The sequence below is a fragment of the Bradyrhizobium sp. CCBAU 65884 genome (assembly GCF_028128835.1).
In the GTDB taxonomy this organism is placed as follows: Bacteria; Pseudomonadota; Alphaproteobacteria; order Rhizobiales; family Xanthobacteraceae; genus Bradyrhizobium; species Bradyrhizobium ottawaense.
This window is the reverse complement of sequence record NZ_LBJU01000088.1, coordinates 1-20,810: the sequence shown is the minus strand read 5'-3', so window position 1 is coordinate 20,810 and position 20,810 is coordinate 1. Positions and strand designations below refer to the sequence as shown.

The window sequence follows — 20,810 nt, the reverse complement described above, 5'->3', positions numbered from 1 at the left end:
GAGTTTTGCGCCCGTCAATGGCTTTTCACCCCGGTCGATGCCCGGGGCCGGACTCCCGCTATTTCGCCCTGGCGCCCGGCGGCTCGAGGGTGACCTCCTTGAGGTCGTCGCCGCTGACGACGACGATCGAAAAGTTCAGCCGGCCGCGTTCGCGCACCAGCCCGCCGCTGATCGCCTTGCCCGAGGCGGCGCGTTCGGCGACGCGCACGGCATCGGCGAGGCGGTGCCTGATCGCACCGAGCGCTGCGAGGTTGTCGCGATCCTCGTGGTCGAGCTCAGTGAGGGGGAGGGCGGCTTCGCCGCCGACGAGCTCGCCGGTCGTGGCATTGATGGTGTGGCGCCAGATCCGGTCGTTGTGCAGGGTCTTCACCCGATACACCGGCACGCGGGCGGCCCCGTCGAAACTCACATCCGCCGTGGTGGCGCCGGCGTGCCGGGCTTCGGCGATCGACATGGCCTGGCTGATCGAGATCGACGAGCTGCGGAAACGCTCGATCTCACGGCTGACGGCTTGGCGGTCGGCCTCGGCATCACCATCTGTGTCGCTGTGAAGGGCGGTCGGCGTACCCGCGGTCACGATCGCCCGCGCAGGCGCGACGATGAGCAGCGCAGGCAAGGCGATCACAAGCAATCGCGAGGTCCATCGTTTGGCTGTCGTCATGCTCGAAACCCTCGGCCAGCGAGTGTGCCGGATGATCGTAAAGAATTCGCGGCCGGCCTTGGGCATCGGCCGGCCGCGGAGCGCCGCACCGGGCTGCACCCGGCACGGCGATCTCAGCGGTACGGGCCACTTTTGGGGCTGGTGAAAAAAGCGGTCCGTATCGCTTATAACTAAACCATACCGTATCGTTTTATTTTGGTCAACGGCGCGGGCGGTTTCCCATGGGGAAAGCGCGCAATCTCACGGAATTGTCAGCGCGGGGGGCGTCGCCGCGACGAGGCTTTGGTGGTGCTTTGGACGCGGTCGGCAGGTCCTAGCGCCCCGGCGAGGAACAGCTTGATGGCGGTGCGCATCCGCTTTTCGGCGGCCTTCAATTCGAGCGCAGTCCCGAACGTCGCCATGCGGTGGGTGTGACCGACGACCACGTCGAGAAACACCTCGGCGGCAATTGTGGTGTCCTCGATGTCGAGCGCGCCTTGCGCCACCAGACGGTCGAAGAAACGTGCCGTGGTGGCGACGGCTTTCATCCAGCCTTCCTCCTTGCCGAGCTTGGCAACGTCGGGGAAGTTGATGGCCTGTGACGTCATCATGCGGCTGAAGGCGACAGCGTCGGGTCCGCAGGTGAATGTCAGCATCTCGCGCCCAATCTCGACCAGCCGCTGCTCGACCGAGATGTCGGAGGCGCTGGAGAGCTGCGTCTCGGCGGCGGCCGACAATGGGGCAAGCCAGCGCGCGATCTCGCGTCTCAGCACGGCGGCAAACAGGCCGCGCTTGTCGCCGTAGCGGGAATAGACGGTGGGCTTGCTGACCCGGGCCGCTTCCGCGACCGCGTCCAGCGAGGTGGCGTCGAAGCCGCGGTCCAGGAACAGGCGGGTGGCGACCTCGATCAGCCGCAGGTCGCGCTCGATGGCGGCGGTTTTCGTCGGCCGGCCGCCGCGGGATTTCGGCACTTCGCGCCGCGGCCCTGCCGGTCTCGTCCTGGTCGCAGTCAATCCCATGCCCAGTGATTCCTGCGCGTTTCTGACAGTCGTCATTCGCTCTATATCGCGCAGGAGCGGAGGCGTCATCGCGAATCTGGCCGGATTGGCCGCATCGTCAACGGTTTCGGCAGGGCCTCGTTCCGTCTCACGGCACTGTCGAGCTCCAGGCCTGACCGGCAGCGGCCTTGTCATAACCGTATTGATAGAGCGCCCGCATATAGCCGGTGTCGAAGCCTTCCGACGGCGGCGCCGGATACTCGCGCGCGATGTAGGAGAGGTGGAAGCCGAGACGGTTGCGTTTGGCGAAATCATAGGTCGAGAAGATGATCGAGCGCGTCTGCGACTGGGTGATCGCCGACAGGCTGCGCGAGGCGACATCGATGGTGCCATTGGAGACCAGCTCGAAATTGCGTTCGATCTTCTTGTTGACGAGGATGTAGATGTCCATCTTCGCGTTGCCCGGCAGACGGTTGCCCTGGAAAAGCAGGGCTTCCGGCAGCGTCAGCACCGGCGCGGTCACGCCGCCGTCGACATGCATCTCCTGAAACTTGCGGCCCTGGCCCTCGGCGTCGATCATGATCGGCGGAAACACCAGGGGAATGCTGGCGGAGGCCGCCATCACGTCGCGAAACAGTTTGAGCGCCTCGGGTGTGCCGACCGCGGCGATCTTGCCCATGTCCCAGATCGCGGTGCGCTGGGTATCGAGATCGGTCGTCACCACCAGAAGCTTCCGGCCCTTGGCATTCTCGCGCGCGACTTGCGCCATGATCTCCGGCCCGACATAGCGGGCGACGAGCTCGCGCAGCCTCGTGTTGCCGAACAGGCCGGATCCGAACAGCACGCGCATGATGCTGGGATCATTCAACAGGGTCTCGGCGATGCCGCTGGTATAGACCTCCTTCAGCGTGTCGTCGTATTGCGAGCCCAGAAACGCAAACGGCGCGATCAGGCCGCCCGTGCTCACGCCCGAGACGACGGAGAAGGTGGGGCGGGTTCTGGCCGCGGTCCAGCCGTTGAGCACGCCGACGCCGTAGGCGCCGTCGGCGCCGCCGCCGGAGAGCGCCAGATAGGACTTCGTCGCGGTGCTGGTGTCCTTCTCGAAGCTGAATTTCGTGATGGGCTCGTCGGCGTAGCGCCTGAGGCCGTCGATCTCGAGCACGCGCGAGGTGCTGGCTTCTGCGGCTGTATAGGGCGTGCGGGGCAGCGAGGTGCAGGCGCCGAGCACCAGGCTGCACGCCAGGAGCAGAAATCCGGCCAGGCGGCCGCCTGTCTGCCTGATCCAGTCATGCGGGCGGCCGGCGACATCAGTCGAACAGGAAGCGAAGGGCATTGTCGGTGGCTGGCGATCACGCATTTACCGCCGCCGGCAGATTTGCCGCGGCATTCTCGTCCAGCCCCCAGGATAAAACTACACTGTATCGTTTTGTTTAACAAGGGCGGTGGCGCTAAAATCCACCGTGTCCCAGTCTGAAGCACCCGCCGGCTGCCGCGTGGCGGGTTGATCGGCCTTCTCCGACACGCAATAAGCACCGCCATGAATCCCGACAACGATCTTCCCAATCACTTTGAATTGCTCGGCACTGATGGCGCCGCGCGGACCGGGCGCCTGACCACGCCTCACGGCGTGGTGCGCACGCCCGCCTTCATGCCGGTCGGCACCGCCGGCGCCATGAAGGGCATGCACTGGCGCGAGGTGCGCGATGCCGGCGCCGACATCGTGCTCGGCAACACCTATCACCTGATGCTGCGTCCGAGCGCCGAGCGGATCGCCGGCCTCGGCGGCCTGCAGCGGTTCACCGGCTGGAACGGGCCGATGCTGACGGATTCCGGCGGTTTCCAGGTGATGTCGCTGTCGGACCTGCGGAAGGTTACCGAGAACGCCGTCACCTTCCGCTCGCATATCGACGGTGCCAAGGTCGAGCTGTCGCCGGAGCGCTCGATCGAGGTGCAGCGCTTGCTCGGCTCCGATATCGCCATGCAGATGGACGAATGCGTGCGGCTGCCGGCCGAGCGCGCCGACATCGAGCGCGCGATGCAATTGTCGTTGCGCTGGGCCGAGCGAAGCAAGCGCGCCTTCGAGAGCGCCCCCGACGGCTATATGCTGTTCGGCATCGTGCAGGGCGGCGACATCCCGCAGCTTCGCCACGAGAGCGCGCGAGGTCTCGTGGCGACCGGTTTCCACGGCTATGCAATCGGCGGCCTTGCCGTCGGCGAGCCGCAGGCGGTGATGCTGGCGATGATCGACGAGACCGCACCATTGCTGCCGAAAGAGCGGCCGCGCTATCTGATGGGCGTCGGGACGCCCGACGACATCCTCGAAGCCGTCAAGCGCGGCATCGACATGTTCGATTGCGTGATGCCGACGCGCAATGGCCGGCACGGTGTCGCCTTCACGCGCTTCGGCCAGGTGAATTTGCGCAATGCGCGCCACGCCGACGATCCGCGTCCGCTGGATGAGGAGAGCTCATGGCCGTCGGCGCGCAACTGCGCGCGCGCCTATCTGCACCATCTCGTCAAGGCGGGCGAGACGCTGGGCGCGATGCTGCTGTCCGAAATCAATATCGCTTACTACCAGTTCCTGATGCAGGGCATCAGGGACGCGATCGCGCAGGGAAGGTTCGACGAGTTCTACCAGCGTACGCGCGCGGACTGGGCGAGGGGCGATATCGCCCCGCGCTAGGTCAACGGTCCAAGCTCAATTGCACACGATCCGCTGCTTGACGGCGTGCTTGGTGACGAAGCCGTAGCCGCAATTGTCGCAGGTCCAGAGATAGCTGATGACGTGGTCCGAGATGTAGGCGGATGCTTCGGCGGCGACCATGGAATCGGCGCAGACGGGACAGGTCGGCAATTCGCTGCAACGCGGATCACGCCTTAGCGCTACGGTCGGCATCACTTCAGCAACTGCTGACATCGTGTGACCTCCCTGCTTTGAGACCTAAGTCTAACATAAGCAGAATCAGTTGACGAGGTCGCAACACAAATGCGTTGGTTTTCTGCTAATTAAAGCTCACGCGATTTTGCGATGCAGCGTATTTAACATGTGCCGCAATTGTCGCTTGCGTGTCGTCGCAGGCTATCCGTAACTGCGCATGAGCCGCGTAAGAAGCGCAAATGTGGTCACAGGGAGTTCATCATGGACGCATCGTCCAACACGGGTGCAGCGCACCAACCCGGCCGCGGCCGGATCTATGACTCGATTGTCGAGGCCTTCGGCAATACACCGACTGTGCGCTTGCGCCGGCTGCCCGGCATGCACGGCGTGAACGCGACCATTTTGGCAAAACTTGAATATTTCAATCCGGCCGCAAGCGTGAAGGACCGCATCGGCGCGGCCATGATCATCGCGATGGAGAAGGCGGGCATCGTCAAGCCCGACACCGTGCTGATCGAGCCGACCTCCGGCAATACCGGCATTGCGCTCGCCTTCGTGGCGGCTTCGCGCGGCTACCGCCTCAAGCTGGTGATGCCGGAATCGATGTCGATCGAGCGGCGCAAGATGCTGGCATTTCTCGGTGCCGAGCTGGTGCTGACGCCCGCGGCGCAGGGCATGAAGGGCGCGATCGCCGCCGCCGAGGAGCTGTTGAAGACGACGCCGAACTCGGTGATGCCGCAGCAGTTCAAGAATCTCGCCAATCCCGAGGTGCACCGTCGCACCACCGCAGAGGAAATCTGGAACGACACCGGCGGCAATATCGATTTCTTCGTGGCCGGCGTTGGCACCGGCGGCACGATCACCGGCGTCGGCCAGGTGCTCAAGCCACGCAAGGCCTCACTGCGCGTCGTCGCGGTCGAGCCGGAGGAAAGCCCGGTGCTGTCGGGCGGACAGCATACGCCGCACAAGATCCAGGGCATCGGCGCCGGCTTCGTCCCTGACATCCTCGATCGCGCCGTGATCGACGAGATCGTGAAAATCAACTCGACGACGGCGATCGAGACCTCGCGCGCGCTGGCGCGGCACGAGGGGATTCCGGGCGGCATCTCCTCGGGCGCGGCGATCGCGGCCGCGCTCCAGATCGGCAAGCGGCCGGAAGCGGCGGGAAAGACCATCCTGGCGATCGTGCCGTCCTTCTCCGAGCGGTATCTTTCGACAGCGCTGTTTGAGGGAATCTAGGACATGGCAGATCAACCACCGAGGCGGCCGCGCACACTCGGCGATGCCAGGACAGAGGCCGAGGCGGCGTTCAAGAAGGTGACGGCCAAGGTCGCCGCGGCGCCGCCGAAGCCGAACGTGGCACCGGGGATCAAGGAGCAGGTGACGCTACGCATCGATCAGGACGTGCTGGAGTTCTTCCAGGAGGGCGGCCCCGGCTGGCAGGACCGCATCAACGAGGCGCTGCGCAAGGCCGCGGGGAAGTAGCCAACCTCGTCATTGCAAGCGCAGCGAAGCAATCCAGAAATGTATCCGCAGAGAGATTCTGGATTGCTTCGTCGCAAGAGCTCCTCGTAATGAAGAGCATGCTGCGACACCGTCGCACAATCGAAAAAGCCCGGCGCGAGCCGGGCTTTTGTGTTTTCAACCTCACCGCATCTCAGCGGCGGAACATGCCGCCCATCATGCCACCGACGACGCCACCCACGAACGCCGCGCCGGCGGCATCGCCGGGATTGCCGCGCTGGGGAGCCGGTGCCGGTGCCGGTGCGCTGCTGCCTGCGGGCGCGGCGGCACGGCGGGCCGCCTTCTGGCTGGTGTCGCTCGCGGTCGGCGGGGCGGCCTGGACCTCCGAGATCAGGGCCTTGTGCTGGTGCTTGTTGAGGTAACCCGATGAGGGATAGCCCCGCGCGGCCTGCCAGCGCTTGAGCACGGTCCGGGTCTCATCGCTGAAAACGCCGGTCTGCTTGGTATCGAAGCCGAGCCCGGTGAGACGACGCTGCACGTCGCGGCGCTGGGTCTTGTCGAGGCCGATCTGATCCTCGGTGAGCTGGGTGGCCTCGTCGGTGAAGGTCGCAGGATCGACGCCGGCGTTGAGGGTGCGCGTCGCGGTCGAGGGACCGCTCTTGATGGCCGCAAGGCGTGCCAGCGCCAGCGCCTTGAACTGACCGTTGGGATAGGCGGCGAGATAGGCGTTGAGCTCTTCCGGCTTGTTGGACTCTTTCACCGAGCGCCAATATTCGAGCTCGACGCCGTCCGAGCTGCCGCCCGCCGCCGGCACGATGCCAGAAGCTGTCGGCGCCGCGTTGGCGACCTGGGTTGTCGGAGCCTGGTTGAGATAGACCGAGCCGGTCAGGTTGGTGTGGCCCCAGGGCAGCTGACCCTTGCGGGTCTCTTCATTGACCTGGGCGCGCACCGACGTCATCGCCTGCTGGATCTCGATGCCGGGCTTGGTGATGTTGTCGATCAGCGCACGGGTGAACGGGCTGTTGTTGCCCTCCTGACCGTCGAGCGCGGTCTGGCCGGGGCCGGTGGCGAACGCGATGAGAGTGCCTTCGCCGGATTTCATCTCGGCAAGACCGCTCTGCACGTTCACGCTGCGCGTCGCGGAGTTCGACTTGATCTTGGCGGCGAACGGATTGTCGCGGCAGGCATCGAGGAACACGAGCTTGACCTTGGCATCGCCCATGGTCTGCTCGAGCGTCAGGTCGATGTTGATGGCGGCGCCCAGCTTGACGTCCATCTCCGACTTGATGTCGGCGTCGACGGGCAGCAGGTAATTGGTGCCGCTGACGGCGATGCCGTGGCCGGCATAATAGAACAGCGCGATGTCGGAGCCCTGCGCCTTGCGCCCGAAGTCGAGCAGCTTCTCCGTCATCTGGTCGCGGCTGAGATTGGAGCCTTCGATCACCTCGAAGCCGACATTGCGCAGCGTCGACGCCATCGCCTTGGCATCGATCGGCGGGTTCGGCAATTGTGCGACGTTCTTGTAGGAGCCGTTGCCGACGACGAAGGCGACGCGGCGGTCGGCCTTCGCGGCACTGACCGACAGCGCCATGCACATCAGCGAAGCGAGGAGGGTGAGGTAGCGCATTCTGAAATCCCCAGAATCGAATTGCAGGCAGCAACGAATTGGCAACGAACCTACACGAAGTGCCCGACTTCGCGCCACCGAAACGGCGGTCCGTTGCATGCAACCCGCTGCTGTGTGGCCGAATGTGCACGATGGGAATGTTTCCCAACGTGATCCAAATCACACGGCCACTTTGTTTTGTCGCGCGAGGCAGCGCGAGGTTCACCCCGCGCGGGCGGGAATCGCTGAGACCGGCTTCAAATTCAGGAGATTGCCGCACAGGATCAGCACAGCACCGAGCACGGTCCAGGCGTCGAGCCGCTCGGAATACAGCAGCCAGCCGACCGTCGCCGTCAGTGGAACCCGGAGGAAGTCCATGGGAACCACGATCGTTGCGTCGGCATATCGGAGCGCGCTGGCAAGGCAATAGTGCGAGAAAGTGCCGCAGACACCGATGACGAAGAGCCATCCCCAAAGGTAGGCTGACGGCCAGGTCCACACATAGAGCGTCGGCAGCAGGCCCACGACCATCTGCACGATGATCATCCAGAACAGGATCGATAATGCGCTCTCGGTTCGGGTCAGCGATTTCGCCAGAATCATGGATACGCTGAAGCCGATTGCGGCTCCGAGCGCGATCAGCTGGCCGGGATTGATCTCCCCGGTGGCGGGCCGCACGATCATGACGACGCCGACGATGCCGAGCACGACGGCGGCGATCTTCCAGACCGTCATGCGTTCAGACAGGAACGTTGCGGCCAGCACCGCAGTCCAGATCGGCATGGTGAACTCGATCGCCACGACCTGGCCGATTCCGATCAGCGTCAGTGCGTAGAACCAGCCGAGCTGCGCGAAATAATGGACCCCATTGCGTGCAAGGTGCTGCGGCAGGCGTTTGGTCGCGACCGCCTTGAAGCCGCCGGCGCGGTAGATGAGCGGCAGGAGCAGCGTGAGACCGATCACCGAACGCACTTCCATGATCTGGAAGACGTTGAGCTCACGCGTGGTCTCGCGCCCGGCAACCGCCATGACCAGCATCAGCGACAGCCAGCCGGCCATCCAAAATGCAGCCATCGTTTTGGACGGTGTCGCGCTCATTGGGCAGGGGTTTGGGGGCAGGGTGCTGGAGGTTGGAATGTGAAAGGACGGCCGGTATCGACGACATCGCCACCGTTTGCAACGGCCAAATCTGCGGATGCAGCGATGCAGGGCGACGTGCTAAGGCATCAACGAACAACGACAAAAAATGGGAGAACTCCGCTCATGCAGATCTTGCAGCCGGCCGAATGGAAAAAACCGCGCGGCTTCTCTCATGGCGTTGTGGCGGAGGGCCCTGGTCGCTGGGTGGTTCTGGCCGGCCAGACCGGCGGCGACGAGACGGGTAGCTACGCGCCCGACATGGCGGTGCAGGTCGGAGCCGCGCTGAAGCGGATCATCAAGCTTCTGGCCGAGGCCGGTGCCGGCCCCGAGCACATCGTCCGCCTGACCTGGTATCTGACCAGCCGCAGCGAATACGAGGCCGCGGGCGTGGGTATCGGCGCAGCCTGGAAGGAGACGCTCGGCCGCAATTTCCCGCCCTCGACGCTGCTCTATATTGGCGGCCTCGTGGACGAGCGGGCCAAGGTCGAGATCGAGGTCACGGCGTTCGTGCCGAACGCATAAAAAAATCGATCCGGCGCGGGCGCCGGATCGATTGCCGTGGCACTCTACAGTCTTACTTCGACAGCGAGATATTGGCGCCGCGGAACTGGCTGTCCGCGCGGATCGAGACGTTCTGCTTGTTGCCGCTCGTCTTCAGCGCGATGTTGGCATTGAAGCCCGCCGCGGAGGCGACCACTTCGAAGTTCCCGCCGCCGCCGCGGCCCTGGAGCGAGCCGGAGATGTTGCGGCTGGCCTCGGACCAGCTGCCGGTGATGGCGCTGCCCTCGGCCCTGACATTGGCTCCGAGGTTGAACTTGTAGGCATCGCTGGCACAGGTCAGCGACATCTCCATGGTCGGGCCGATCGGGGCGTATTTGGCCCGGCAGCGGATCCGCTCGGTCGAGCCGTCGTCCAGCGTGACGACGCCGCCGCCGCTCCAGCTTCCTGCCATCGGGGCGAACGGGCCGGACTGGGCCTTGCTTTCAGAGTTGGCGATCCCTGCCGCAAACAAAACGGCGGCCGCGATCAGCAGCCGCCGCTTCCGGGCGCGAGCCACACTTGGTTTACTGGCGCGATGCTTCCCACCGCCCGCTGCACGGTATGCCTGCAGATGCTCCATTCCACTTCCCCGATCCGGCGTTGCCGTTGAGTTGACCGTTGGCATATGCACCATTGATCGAAACTTTCACAAGTCCCCCGCTACCGATGGTGCCGGAAACGTTAGCGCCGGGCGCGGTGATCCTGCCGTCGGCAACTGTCAGCATGGAGCTTGCGGTCGGCTCGCAGGTGCCGCTCTTGGTGACGATGACGACCTGCCAGTTGCCGTCATAGGGGCTCTGGGCGAGGGCGGGAGCGGCGAGGGTGCCGGTCAAAACTGAAGCGGCACAGAACGCCGCGATGCGACCAAAACGCATGAATTCCGTCCTTGAATTTGTCTGATATGCTGACGCTTATTCGGACGAAATGTGACGGAAATTTGTTGCAATGCCAAATCGAAAATTGTTCCTGTGGAAACAATGGTTTATTTGCGTTCCCGGTTCCGATTTTCTAAGCGGAATCAAGGCCCCCTCACGTTAAGGGTAAACGTCAGGACAGACTCGGTGCAGAAGTCGCGAACTGCTCGTCCTGAGTCTTGGACGGCAGCGCCTTGTGGACCTTGGCATAATCGATCACGTCGGCCAGCAATTTGAGGCCGAGCGGAGCGAGCGCGCGCTCCCAGAGTTCGCGGGCGGTCTCGCCCTTCCTGACGAAGCACCAGTCCTGGGCGGCGATGGCGCCGGCGTCCATGCGGTCGGCGAGATGATAGATCGTGCCGCCGGCAATCGGATCGCCTTCCTTGATGGTCCATTCCACGGCGGCCTTGCCGCGATGGCGTGGCAGCAGCGAGGGGTGATAGCCGATCCCGCCGAACTTGGCGGCGGCGAGCGCGTCCTTGCCGATCCGGGCGTGGCTGTGCGCCGTGATGATCAGGTCGGTATCGGGGGCAATCTCGGAGGCCACCACCAGCTTCGGATTGGCCTGGACCGCGACGTCGATGCCGGCCGCCTTGGCGGTCGCGGCGAGCCGATCCTCGGCATCGGCGACGACGACCCGGACGACCGAGACGCCGTGCTCCCGGAGCATGTTCAGGGTGGTCACGCCGAAATGGCGGGAGCCGACGAGGGTAATGCGCATGGGTGTCCGATCCGGTCTCGCAACTGCGTCATCCCCCGATAACACGTCCGGACGCCCTGTCACCACCCGCGCAGCGTTTGCGCCGGTTATCAACAATGTGCCGGCGCGGGACACGACGCATTTCGCGATTGCGCAGGCGGCCGTTCCAGTGCTCCATACCTGCATTGCACGGCTCGGGAGCGAGTGCATGCGAGGCGCCTGGCTTTTCCTTTTCGCGACACTGATCGTAGCCCCTCCGGCTCATGCCGGCGGGCCGTACCCTGCCGTGCCGCCGGAGACCGGGGTCGCGCCGTTCATGGGGCCGACCTGGGACGCCTATCGTTGCGCCGGAGGGACGGTCACCAACTTCTATCACGGTGCCTATTACGGTGAGGAGCCGCCGGCGCTCTATCGCGGCTATGCCTACCGGCCGTATTATCGCTACGGCGCCTATCGCAGATATCCGCGCACCTATTTCTGCGTCACGGACTAGCGTTGCCGCGCGGCCACGACGGGCCGGCAAGGAGGCGATAAAACCGGTTCCTGTGTTTGGTTTTTAACAGAGGTATTCGCGGCCGGCTGCTAGACATGCGCCCACCGGGGCTGGCGACATTTCAACCCGCATCCGTTTTCGAACCCGGCTTTGGCCGCTGGCGTATTCGCCAGCGGCCTTTTCGTGCCACCCATCACGAAATCATCGAATGGTAACACGATCTCAACCAGCCTGGCGTATCGACGAATCCGTCGCGGATTTGTATTGCGTACCGCGACACCGAAAATGTCCCGCCGGCCTTTGTGCGCCGCGCGGGCCTTTTTCGCCGGGACAGATTTCATGCCGAGCGCAATTGAGCAGATCGTCGACAGCTATGTGCGGCTGAAGAACCGGCGCGGGCTCGACGAGCTGATGATGCACAGGCAGCGGCTCGCGGTCGATCTGAAGAGCAGGTCCGGCTATGATTTCAGCCTGCCGATCGGCCAGATCGACGAGGAGATCGCGATCATCGAGGCCGGCCTCAGCCGGCTCAAGGCGGAAAATTCCAGCCCGGTCTAGCGGGGGCGGCGAGGCGGGCTCTCGCGTGGCGTGGGGACGACGCATCGTCGCAGCCGGAGGCCGGTTCATGCATGGTTCAGGCCGGCCATGTCTCAATCCCCGGGTTGTTTCGTGGGACACGAATCCTGCTAGGCTTGTCCCCGTGATTTGGAGGAGACGTCATGATCGAGCTTGCGCTGGCCGGCCTGCTTGCCTTTGCAACCGTGCCTGCGGCATCGCCGGAGCCCATGGTGGAGCAAGTTCAGTTCAGGGCTGCTCCGGGCGGACGATGCCCGGACGGCTATGATTTCAACCACTCGAACGGCCGCTGCTACCCCAATGATTATCATGCGCCGGGTGTCTACACGCGGAATCCCGGGCCGCACGAATACTACGGACGCCAACGCGGCGGCGGCCTCTGTCCGCACGGCTACGATTACAACTATTCGCGCGGACAGTGCTTTCCGAACGGCGCACGCGCGCCCGGCATGTACGGGCGGTAATCGATCGCCGAGCTGAGGCGGGCGCGCTCAGTCGCGCCGGCCGCCGTCGATCACCGTGAACAGCGGCCGAGCCGGGGTCGGCTCGACCAGCAATTCCTCCACCAGCGCGGTGGCTGCATCGACATATTTGCGTGTCGGCTTGTCGAGGGGGCGCTTGGCCTCGTCGTCGAGCGCGATCTTTGCGGCTTCGACCAGCTTGCGCATCCGCGCCGCATGGTCGTCGCCCGCCGTCAGCGTCGCGCGCGCCAGCGAGCGCAGCACGAACAGCTCGCCCTCGAGGCGGAGCAGGCGGTCGTTGAGCCTGGTAAGGACGGCGTTGAGATCGGCCATGTCTGCTGTTCGGCGCGGAGGATCCGTCCTGATCTAGCGGCGATCGGTGAACGGAGTCCAAACGGTTCCGGTGCAATTCGGCCGATCCCGGTCCGTCCAGGATGACCGGCGCGGCGCAATCACAGCGCCGTGGACTGCCTACCACTCGACGTCGGCCCAGCGCCTGCCGAACACGGGCGGCCGTGTCTTCACCGCCTGCCAGCCGAAAAAATGGTGCTTGCCGGACCAGGCGTGCACCACGCCGCTGCAGATGCTGCATTTGAAGCTGCCGGTGTGGGCTTCGCTGTGCTCTTCCCTGGTCGCGCTGTAGTTCATGCCGCAACCCGCACAGGTGAATTCTTCGATCGTCCAGATGCTGTTGGCCATTTGACGGAATGCTTTTTGTTGACCTCGACCCACGGTAGTCATGGGCATTTGCAGTGGCGTAAACCAGGGCAGGGAAATCCGGTTAACGGGCGTTAGCCACGCCCGGCCGCCGTCGCGGGCCATGCGAGATCGGCGCGACCTCGCAGCCGGATCAGCTGTCGCTTCGCATATCCCGGTCGATGCGCATCTGCACCCGCCTGACCGCGAGCTGCCGCAGCCTGCCTTGCACCCGTCCGGAGCGGACCCTGGCGCCGATCGCATAGGCATATTGCCAATAGCCCGGCGCGGCGTTCGGCCTCAGGGAATAGCGGATGCCGCGGTGCATTCCCGCGCGTGCATCGGATTCTCCGGGAGGGTCTGTCATCGCCTTTCGAATGCGGGATGGCCCCGATGTGTTCCTAATCGTGGCCCCGAGCAGTTCCAGTCGCCTTGACGCCGGATGCGTTGCTGGCAATAACGGCTAGACCTCGCAAGCACCGGAAGTTGCGTTCATGCCGCAAGGAAAGCAGTGCCCGTGAAAAGTCTCCGTCAGCTCCTGACGGGAGAGGATGTCATCCAGCTCGTGATCCGGCTCGGCCTGCTCGCCCTGCTGATCATCTGGACCTTCCTGATCATCCGCCCGTTCGTGCCGATCCTGGCCTGGAGCGGCGTGCTCGCGGTCGCGTTCTATCCGGCCTTCAGCTGGGTCGCAAAAATCCTCGGCGGCCGGCCCAAGACCGCAGCAGTGATCCTGACCCTGATCACGCTCGGTATCGTCATTGGCCCGGCCACCTGGCTTGGCATCAGCGCGGTGGACGGCGTGCGCGAGCTGGCGCATCAGCTCGGCACCGGCGATCTGGCGCTTCAGGCCGCGCCCGAGCAGCTCAAATCGTGGCCGCTGGTCGGCCCCTTGCTCTACGAACTCTGGGACCAGGCCTACACCAACGTCCGCGCGGTGGTACGCGAGGTGGCGCCGTATCTCCAGCCGTTGGCGGGCCCGCTGCTTTCGCTCGCGGGCGATGCCGGCGTCGGCACGCTCCAGTTCCTGGTGTCGGTGTTCGTGGCCGGCTTTTTGTTTCCACATGGGCCGCGGCTGGTCGCGGCCAGCCGCGGTTTCCTGTTTCGCATCGTGCCCGAGCAGACCGAGCATTTCCTGTCGCTCGCGGGTGCGACCATCCGCGCCGTGGCGCAGGGGGTGATCGGCGTCGCGATCGTGCAGGCGCTGCTCGCCGGCATCGGCTTCAAGCTCGCCGCGGTGCCGAGCGCCGGCCTTCTCGCCTTCATCGTGCTGCTGCTCTCGATCGTGCAGATCGGCGCCTTCCTCGTGCTGCTGCCTGTCATCATCTGGATCTGGACCGCCAAGGACGTCACCACGGCGCTGCTGCTCACCGTGTTTCTCGTCGTGGTCGGCTTCCTCGACACCATGTTGAAGCCGCTCGTGATGGGGCGCGGCCTGACCACGCCCACTATCGTGATCTTCGTCGGCGTCATCGGCGGCACGCTGGCCCACGGCATCGTCGGCCTGTTCATCGGGCCGATCATCCTGTCGGTGGCCTGGGAGATGATGATGGCCTGGATCAGGACCGAGGATCGGGCGGGAGCGGCCGAGGGCTGATCTTGCCTCGATCGGCGCGATCTTTCCGCCGTGCCGCCAGGACCCGAGGGATCGCGGCCTGTGATCAAAACGTGCCGGGAACTTGTCTGTTCGACTAGACAAGTTACGATCGGGACGATTCTGGTTTCAATGACGGCAGCAATGGCGAAGTCTTCCAAACTGGTTGCCGCGCGGCGCGGCAAGGTCTTGTTGGTCAGACGCCGGTCGGACGGCCTGTGGATGTTCCCGGGCGGCCGCAAGCGCGCGCGCGAGTCCGACAAGGACTGCCTGCGGCGGGAGATCAGGGAGGAACTGCCCAAGCTGAAGCTCGGCAGGATCAGCCTCTGGAAGGAAGTGACGGCGAGGAACAAGCGCTCCGGTCGCAAGATGAGCGACGCGATCTTCATTGCCAAGACGGCCAAAGGCAGGCTGGCGATCGGCGACAAGAAGGAGATCGACCGCGCCGCCTGGCAGAAGCCGCGCGGCATCCGTCTGACGCCGACCTCGCGCTATATCCGCGACCGCCTGTTTCCGAGGAAGCAGAGGCGGCGGTGAGCTAGTCCTCGCGTCCCGCCGATCGTGTTCGTCCGGCGAACCTCCTCGACTGCTGCCCCTGCGATTCGGGCGCCGCCAGCTTCGCGGCCTCGGCCTCGCGCATCTCCTTGCGGACCTTGCGCGCATCGCGCATCGCGCGCTTGACGAAGGGATGCTGGGAATCCTCGGCGAAGAACAGCACCACTTCGCAGCTCGGACATTGTCTGGAATAGCCGTCCTGCAACCGCCCGGCGCGATCGCGAAACACGTTCTTGCACCGCGTGCACTGAATCTGGACTGAACTCATGCGCGGACAACAATGATTTTGGGAAATGGACCGTCAGATGATCCCAAATGTCTGAAGAAAGCTTGAATGCCTTCGTGGTCGGATGCTCGCGGATCGCGCGGGCAAGCGCCATCGGCCGCGGCCGGCGGCGGAAGAGGCCGGTTGGAAAACGGTCAGCCGCTATTGCTTGGCCGCCATCGTGTCCAGGCACTGGTTGAGAAAGGCGGTGCGATCCCTGGGCAGCACTTTCTCGAGATCCGCCTTCAGCGCGCATTCGCGCTGGCGCAACTGCTCGGCCCGGCGCTTCTCGGCCGCCTCGCGGAATTCGGGAGCAACCTTGTTGGGATCGACCAGCGGCTGTGAGCGGGAGGGAGCCGTCGCAAGCAGTGCAATGGCGGCAATGAAAAAGATTGGTTTCAAATGAGCCTCCGTAAAAGAAGGCATCCTAGCGCGCGGCGGGGGCGTGCTCAAACCGGGGGGGCGCGGTACCCCGTTCCGGCGCGATTGGCCGCGCGGGCGAACCTCCAGCGGCGGCTTTGGAACGACTGGGCGCTGCAGGCGTCGAATCCAGGCTCGCGGCCCATCCCTAAGTCCCCAAAGCCCCCGGGCAGCGAGAAAACCTTCCCCACAAAGGTTGGCGACCTCGGTTCACCGGGGTCGTTTGTTTGCCGCAACATGTGAACCAGTTCACAAGCGCGGGGTGAAATCGCTGCTATGAAGACGTCATTGCTTGACCAGTTCATTTTGCTCGAAACGCCCCAGCGTGGCTCCAAGCGCTGGGGTTTTTCGTTTCTCTCCGGGCGCAGAATGTTTACAATCGCGCCAAGCGTCGCATCGACAGACGCAGATCTCGCGCCGCGCTAGTTCCGGCCCGAGTTCGATCAACAGCCAAATTGTCGGGATCGCGGCGCCGCGCCGAACGTTGCCACCAGGCGTGCGTTCACCGGGCAAATCCCATATGCAAGGCGAGAAGTCGCCGAATCGGAATGAGGGCGGCTGGCGTTCAGTTGACGACGGCTTACGACCAGAAACGGATTCAAGTGAGGCTTACCAAAAAGGCGCGGGTGGCCAAGACGCCGCCGAAGAAGGCGTCACCGCACAAGACGTCACCGAACAAGACAACGGCGAACAAGACGTCGCCACGCAAGGCGCTGCCAAGGAAGAGCAAAGATGCGCAGCGCACTGCGATCTCGTCCTCTTCGCCGCTCGGCGTGCTGGCACTCCATCTGCTTGCCCAATGGACGCAGTCCGGACGCAGCGGCATCGTTTTTCTCGCCGAGAGCGAGAACAGGGCGGAGCGGCTCGGCAGTGTCATTCACGCGCTCGACCCCTCCTGTGAGGTGCTGGTCTTTCCGCGCTTGAACACTCTGCCGTTCGATCAGCTCGAGCCGTCGCACGAGCTGGCGGGGCGCAGAGCTTCCGTTCTGAGGCGCCTTGCAAAATCCAAGAAGCCGCTCTTTCTCGTCTCGACGGCGGAAGCCGTGATGGAGCGACTGCCGCTGCCGGCGAGCCTGTCGCGCCTGAGCGTGAGCCTGAAGGTGGGCGGCACGTTCTCCGAACAGGATCTTGAGACGCGCCTTGAAGCCCTCGGATACGATCTCGATGACGAGCCGGATTATCCGGGTGGGGCGCTCTTTCACGGCCAGACCTTCGAGATTTTTCCCGCCGGCGCGCTGGGGCCGTTCCGGATCGAGCATTCGGATCGCGCGATCAGGCGGATCGTGGCGTTCGATCCGAACGAGCACAGGATCATCTTCGAGACCAAGGAGCTTGTCGTCGATCCCATGTCGGAGCGGCTTGGCCTTGCCGGCAAACGCGGCAAGCGCGCGAACCTGTTCGACTATTGCGGACGCGCCAAATGGATTGCCGATGCCGGCGTGCCGATGCATGCCGACGGCTGGTTTGACACGATCGAGGAGGCCGCGCCGCGTGCGGAACGTGAGCGCGAATATCTCGGACGGCGCGACTGGAAGCAGCTCTCCCGGGGGATGAAGGTGTTGCCGCGCGCGTCGTCCTTCCAGACCATCCCGGAGTTTTCGAAGCTGACATCCTCCCGGAAGGCGCTGCGTGCCTTCGTCGAGGAGACGCGCCGGGCCGGATCGCGACTGATCCTCGCCGCAGCGCATGAGGACGATCTGCGCGTGATGGAGCGGATGAGCGGCCTCAAGGCGCCGCGCTGCGAAGATTGGGACGACGCGGCGCGCGGGCGCAGCGGCGAGGCAGCGCTGCTGGCCGATCTCGATGCCGGTTTCGTCATGCCGGGGAAGAAGCCTCTCGTCGTCGTGACGGCGTCCGACGTGCTCGGCAGCCGGGCGCATCATCCGCAGCCGATGGCGCGCGCCTGGAGCGCGGCCTTCGACCATGCCGACGTGCCCGAGCAGGGTACGGTGGTCGTCCATCTCCAGCGCGGCCTCGGCGTGCTCGACGGCCTGCAGACCGTGAACACCGGCGGCGGCGCAATGCGGGAGATGATCCGCCTGAAGTTCGCCGGCGACAATGCGGTGCTGGTGCCGCCGCCCGATCTGGCCCTGATGTGGCCCTACGCGGCCGAGCTCGGCAAGCTCTCGCTCGACAAGGCGGACGGCAGCACGTGGTGGGCCCGCCGCGGTGAGGCCGAGCGCGAAATCCAGGTGGCAGGCAAGGCGCTGGCCAAGCACATCAGCCAGCGCCGCAAGCGGCGCGGCGACAAGCTGGTTCCGCCGGGCTCGGCCTACGAGAAGTTCGTCGCGCGTTTCCCTTACTTCACGACGACCGACCAGGCCAAGGCGATCGCTGACGTGCTGGACGATCTTGCGTCCGGTCACCCGATGGACCGGGTGATCTGCGGCGACGTCGGCTTTGGCAAGACCGAGGTAGCGCTGCGTGCGGCGGCCGCCGTCGTGCTGTCGGGCAAGCAGGTGGCGATCGCGGTGCCGACGACCGTGCTGGCACGGCAGCATGTCGCAACGTTCCAGAAGCGATTTGCACCGTTCGGCATCGAGGTGGGAAATCTGTCGCGGGCAACCTCGGGCGCGGAGCTGCGCGAGACCAAGGAGGGACTGCGCAGCGGCCGGATCAAGGTTGTGATCGGCACGCAGGCGCTCGGTGGCAAGGACGTCAGGTTCGACGATCTCGGCCTCGTCATCATCGACGAGGAGCAGCATTTCGGCGCGGCCGAGAAGGCCAAGCTGTCCGGCCTCGCCAAGAATGTCCATGTGCTGATGATGAGCGCGACGCCGATCCCGCGCACGCTTGCCGCGGGCCTGGCCGGCTTCCGCGACCTCAGCGTGATCGCATCGCCCCCGGTGCACCGGCTGCCGGTCGCGACCAGGATCGCGCCGCTGTCGGATGCGGCGATCGCCTCCGCGCTGCTGCGTGAGCAGCGCCGCCACGGCCAGAGTTTCCTGATCTGTCCGCGCATCCAGGATCTCGATCCGATGCTGGCGCGGGTGCAGGCAGTGGCGCCGGACCTGCGCATCGTCTGCCTGCACGGGAGACTAGCGGCCGACGAGATCGACGACCGCATGATGAGCTTCGTCGAGGGCAGGGCCGACGTGCTGCTCGCGACCAACATCGTCGAGAGCGGTCTCGACATCCCCCGTGCCAACACCATCGTGGTCTGCTGGCCGGAGAAGTTCGGCCTCGCCCAGTTGCATCAGCTGCGCGGACGCGTCGGCCGCGGCGGCATCCGCGCCTTCGCTCATCTGTTGACCGAGACGCAGTCCGGACAATCCGAGAAGCGGCTGGCGGTGCTCGAAGAGTTCAGCCGGCCCGGCGCGGGCTTTGCCATCAGCGAGCGCGACCTCGATCTGCGAGGCGCGGGCGACCTGTTCTCGGAGCAGCAATCCGGCCACGTCCAGGTGTTCGGGCCGGTGCTCTACAGCCACCTCCTGAAGATGGCCTCGGAGAAGCTCGATGAGGGGCAGGCGGTGTGGGTGCCTGACCTGAACGTGCCGGTCGCGGACATGCTGCCCGAGACCTATGTGCAGTCCGAGCCGGTGCGGCTCGAACTCTATGCGCGCGCCGCAAGATGCACGGACGAAGACGACCTCGAAGACCTCGAAGAGGAGACCTCCCGCCGCTTCGGCCCGTTGCCGAAGGTCGCGCGCGACTTCTTCGCCGCAGCCAGGCTCAGGCTGGAGTGCAAGCGCAGAGGTATCATCCGCCTCGACGTCGGGCCTGAAGCTGCGGCCGCGACGTTCCTGCCCGGACGCTTGCGGAAATCGAAGGGGAGGTCGCTTCAACGCGACGGCGACCGCGTGGTCCATTACGCCAAGATGCAGGATGCACCATTCGAGCGGGTCGAGGAGTTGTTCGAGGTCCTGGACGAGGGGTGAGGGGCTCGCGCGTTCGTCAGCGCGAACAACTGCGAATTCGTAGCGGAATCCCTGTTCCACCCTTATAGTCAGTTGGGGCGTGGCGAAGGAGATTGTCCGATGTCACATGCCATTCCTCCAATCCTCGCGATTGTCGCAAGCTCGTGTCTGTTGGCCCTGGTGCAAGCAGGCGGCGCAAATGCCGGGTCGGCAGGAGCTGGCATGGGAACCGGGCCGGGTAGCGCTGGCGGCTCGGCGCCTTCTGGAATGGGGACGAGTGCGGGCAATGCAGGTCCTTCCGCACCCGCGGGGATGGGGACAAAGGACAGCGCCGCCGGCGGCGATCTGGGCACCAACAGCCAACCGACCAATCCGAACGTTCAGCCCGCCACGCCCGCAAGGTCGCGGGCGGCAGCTCAGGCCGCGAGAAATGCCGGGGCTGGTCACGCTCCAAATGGCCTGCCGATCGGCGCGATTGGGAGCGGCACGAGCAATGAGGATCAAACGGCCACTGGTTCGGCGTCCTCCCAAAACAGATTCCGGCCGGCAACACAGGCTCAGGGAAACAGCGGCGTTGGTTCGGTTGGTCTGGCAGGGAGAGGCTCGACCCTTTCAGACCAGCGAGCCGCACGAGCTGGAGACAAGGTGCTGGATGCGAAGGCCCAGGTCGAGCGGCGAACGACTTTGTCGCGCAAACGCGCTACGAGCCCGATAGGACCAGATTTGTAATCTGCGAGCGGATGGAGGAGCTGTTCCGAGTGCTGGATGAGGGGAGAGCGCATCAAAACGCGAAAACAACCCCATGCACAGTAGCTAAGTGCTGCTGGCGCAAGGTGTTTTGAATCCGGCGGCAACGCCCGTTTGCTTTGTCGGGCAAAACGGTGGCATGATGCCATCTTCGGGAAATCCGCTAGTCAGGAAGCGGACTTAGGAACGGCTGCCGTAGCAACCATTAAAGCACGCCCGATTTCCGCGAGCATGACGCCGTGCTTGCGGCCGTCAAGGCGTGGCCT

General features: G+C 64.7%; 24 protein-coding genes. 10 read left to right on the top strand and 14 right to left on the bottom strand.

Features of this window, described 5'->3' with window-relative positions; all coding sequences use genetic code 11:
* Positions 1 to 58 precede the first annotated feature (58 nt).
* The 3 genes from XI03_RS06085 to XI03_RS06075 all read right to left on the bottom strand — a co-directional run bounded on the left by XI03_RS06085 (position 59) and on the right by XI03_RS06075 (position 2,995).
* Complete coding sequence (locus tag XI03_RS06085) at positions 59 to 661, bottom strand: PepSY domain-containing protein (protein WP_028144516.1); 603 nt, start codon at positions 659 to 661, stop codon at positions 59 to 61.
* Positions 662 to 912: 251 nt separating this feature from the next.
* Complete coding sequence (locus tag XI03_RS06080) at positions 913 to 1,659, bottom strand: TetR/AcrR family transcriptional regulator (RefSeq protein WP_028144517.1); 747 nt, start codon at positions 1,657 to 1,659, stop codon at positions 913 to 915.
* A gap of 127 nt (positions 1,660 to 1,786) precedes the next feature.
* The gene (locus tag XI03_RS06075; protein WP_038949129.1) at positions 1,787 to 2,995 is read right to left on the bottom strand and encodes a patatin-like phospholipase family protein; all 1,209 of its coding nucleotides are present in this window, start codon (positions 2,993 to 2,995) and stop codon (positions 1,787 to 1,789) included.
* Positions 2,996 to 3,175: 180 nt separating this feature from the next.
* Between XI03_RS06075 and tgt the strand changes: the two genes are divergently transcribed.
* Positions 3,176 to 4,321, top strand: coding sequence for a tRNA guanosine(34) transglycosylase Tgt (gene tgt / locus XI03_RS06070; RefSeq protein WP_095424115.1), 1,146 nt, complete (start codon positions 3,176 to 3,178; stop codon positions 4,319 to 4,321).
* Between the two features lie 15 nt (positions 4,322 to 4,336).
* Here tgt and XI03_RS06065 read toward each other — a convergent pair whose 3' ends face one another.
* Positions 4,337 to 4,555, bottom strand: a complete 219-nt coding sequence (locus tag XI03_RS06065; protein ID WP_028144520.1) for a hypothetical protein — start codon at positions 4,553 to 4,555, stop codon at positions 4,337 to 4,339.
* 222 nt (positions 4,556 to 4,777) lie between these two features.
* Here XI03_RS06065 and cysK point away from each other — a divergent pair, with 222 nt between their 5' ends.
* Together cysK and XI03_RS06055 are read left to right on the top strand one after the other, a co-directional pair.
* On the top strand, positions 4,778 to 5,755 hold the full coding sequence (cysK, locus tag XI03_RS06060; protein ID WP_095424116.1) for a cysteine synthase A: 978 nt from the start codon (positions 4,778 to 4,780) through the stop codon (positions 5,753 to 5,755).
* 3 nt (positions 5,756 to 5,758) lie between these two features.
* On the top strand, positions 5,759 to 6,001 hold the full coding sequence (locus XI03_RS06055) for a BrnA antitoxin family protein (protein WP_028144522.1): 243 nt from the start codon (positions 5,759 to 5,761) through the stop codon (positions 5,999 to 6,001).
* A 172-nt stretch (positions 6,002 to 6,173) separates the two neighbouring features.
* On the opposite strand, the gene XI03_RS06050 is transcribed toward XI03_RS06055, so the two are convergent.
* Together XI03_RS06050 and XI03_RS06045 are read right to left on the bottom strand one after the other, a co-directional pair.
* Positions 6,174 to 7,607, bottom strand: a complete 1,434-nt coding sequence (locus XI03_RS06050; RefSeq protein WP_271591611.1) for a caspase family protein — start codon at positions 7,605 to 7,607, stop codon at positions 6,174 to 6,176.
* Between the two features lie 201 nt (positions 7,608 to 7,808).
* The gene (locus tag XI03_RS06045; protein ID WP_271591610.1) at positions 7,809 to 8,684 is read right to left on the bottom strand and encodes a DMT family transporter; all 876 of its coding nucleotides are present in this window, start codon (positions 8,682 to 8,684) and stop codon (positions 7,809 to 7,811) included.
* Positions 8,685 to 8,849: 165 nt separating this feature from the next.
* Between XI03_RS06045 and XI03_RS06040 the strand changes: the two genes are divergently transcribed.
* Entirely contained in the window at positions 8,850 to 9,248 is a 399-nt protein-coding gene (locus XI03_RS06040; protein ID WP_028144525.1) for a RidA family protein, read from the top strand.
* 52 nt (positions 9,249 to 9,300) lie between these two features.
* On the opposite strand, the gene XI03_RS06035 is transcribed toward XI03_RS06040, so the two are convergent.
* The 3 genes from XI03_RS06035 to XI03_RS06025 all read right to left on the bottom strand — a co-directional run bounded on the left by XI03_RS06035 (position 9,301) and on the right by XI03_RS06025 (position 10,901).
* Complete coding sequence (locus XI03_RS06035; protein WP_028144526.1) at positions 9,301 to 9,846, bottom strand: hypothetical protein; 546 nt, start codon at positions 9,844 to 9,846, stop codon at positions 9,301 to 9,303.
* Positions 9,791 to 10,141 (bottom strand): hypothetical protein, encoded by a 351-nt coding sequence (locus XI03_RS06030; protein WP_080670293.1) that lies wholly within the window; start codon positions 10,139 to 10,141, stop codon positions 9,791 to 9,793. The genes XI03_RS06035 and XI03_RS06030 overlap by 56 nt, the downstream gene beginning before the upstream one ends.
* Positions 10,142 to 10,313: 172 nt before the next feature.
* Positions 10,314 to 10,901, bottom strand: a complete 588-nt coding sequence (locus tag XI03_RS06025; protein WP_028144527.1) for a formyltransferase family protein — start codon at positions 10,899 to 10,901, stop codon at positions 10,314 to 10,316.
* Between the two features lie 187 nt (positions 10,902 to 11,088).
* On the opposite strand from XI03_RS06025, the gene XI03_RS06020 reads away from it, so the two are divergent.
* The 3 genes from XI03_RS06020 (at position 11,089) to XI03_RS06010 (ending at position 12,413) form a co-directional block, all read left to right on the top strand.
* On the top strand, positions 11,089 to 11,373 hold the full coding sequence (locus XI03_RS06020) for a hypothetical protein (protein WP_028144528.1): 285 nt from the start codon (positions 11,089 to 11,091) through the stop codon (positions 11,371 to 11,373).
* A 339-nt stretch (positions 11,374 to 11,712) separates the two neighbouring features.
* A complete protein-coding gene (locus tag XI03_RS06015; RefSeq protein WP_028144529.1) occupies positions 11,713 to 11,931 on the top strand; it encodes a hypothetical protein in 219 nt (72 codons plus the stop codon).
* A gap of 161 nt (positions 11,932 to 12,092) precedes the next feature.
* On the top strand, positions 12,093 to 12,413 hold the full coding sequence (locus XI03_RS06010) for a hypothetical protein (protein ID WP_038949116.1): 321 nt from the start codon (positions 12,093 to 12,095) through the stop codon (positions 12,411 to 12,413).
* A 27-nt stretch (positions 12,414 to 12,440) separates the two neighbouring features.
* Here the strand turns inward: XI03_RS06010 and XI03_RS06005 are convergent, their stop codons facing one another.
* The 3 genes from XI03_RS06005 to XI03_RS05995 form a co-directional block, all read right to left on the bottom strand.
* On the bottom strand, positions 12,441 to 12,743 hold the full coding sequence (locus XI03_RS06005) for a hypothetical protein (protein WP_018317940.1): 303 nt from the start codon (positions 12,741 to 12,743) through the stop codon (positions 12,441 to 12,443).
* Positions 12,744 to 12,881: 138 nt separating this feature from the next.
* Positions 12,882 to 13,109, bottom strand: coding sequence for a hypothetical protein (locus XI03_RS06000; protein ID WP_271591609.1), 228 nt, complete (start codon positions 13,107 to 13,109; stop codon positions 12,882 to 12,884).
* 151 nt (positions 13,110 to 13,260) lie between these two features.
* Positions 13,261 to 13,473 carry a hypothetical protein gene (locus XI03_RS05995; protein ID WP_028144531.1) on the bottom strand — a complete coding sequence of 71 codons (213 nt, stop codon included), beginning with the start codon at positions 13,471 to 13,473 and terminating at the stop codon, positions 13,261 to 13,263.
* Positions 13,474 to 13,623: 150 nt separating this feature from the next.
* On the opposite strand from XI03_RS05995, the gene XI03_RS05990 reads away from it, so the two are divergent.
* Both XI03_RS05990 and XI03_RS05985 read left to right on the top strand, forming a co-directional pair.
* Entirely contained in the window at positions 13,624 to 14,703 is a 1,080-nt protein-coding gene (locus XI03_RS05990) for an AI-2E family transporter (RefSeq protein ID WP_370092373.1), read from the top strand.
* Positions 14,704 to 14,844: 141 nt separating this feature from the next.
* The gene (locus tag XI03_RS05985) at positions 14,845 to 15,237 is read left to right on the top strand and encodes an NUDIX hydrolase (protein ID WP_018317944.1); all 393 of its coding nucleotides are present in this window, start codon (positions 14,845 to 14,847) and stop codon (positions 15,235 to 15,237) included.
* A gap of 1 nt (position 15,238) precedes the next feature.
* On the opposite strand, the gene XI03_RS05980 is transcribed toward XI03_RS05985, so the two are convergent.
* On the bottom strand, positions 15,239 to 15,523 hold the full coding sequence (locus XI03_RS05980) for a hypothetical protein (RefSeq protein WP_271591608.1): 285 nt from the start codon (positions 15,521 to 15,523) through the stop codon (positions 15,239 to 15,241).
* 159 nt (positions 15,524 to 15,682) lie between these two features.
* A complete protein-coding gene (locus XI03_RS05975) occupies positions 15,683 to 15,922 on the bottom strand; it encodes a hypothetical protein (protein ID WP_271591607.1) in 240 nt (79 codons plus the stop codon).
* 791 nt (positions 15,923 to 16,713) lie between these two features.
* On the opposite strand from XI03_RS05975, the gene XI03_RS05970 reads away from it, so the two are divergent.
* The gene (locus XI03_RS05970) at positions 16,714 to 19,818 is read left to right on the top strand and encodes a DEAD/DEAH box helicase (protein WP_271591625.1); all 3,105 of its coding nucleotides are present in this window, start codon (positions 16,714 to 16,716) and stop codon (positions 19,816 to 19,818) included.
* Positions 19,819 to 20,810: the final 992 nt, after the last annotated feature.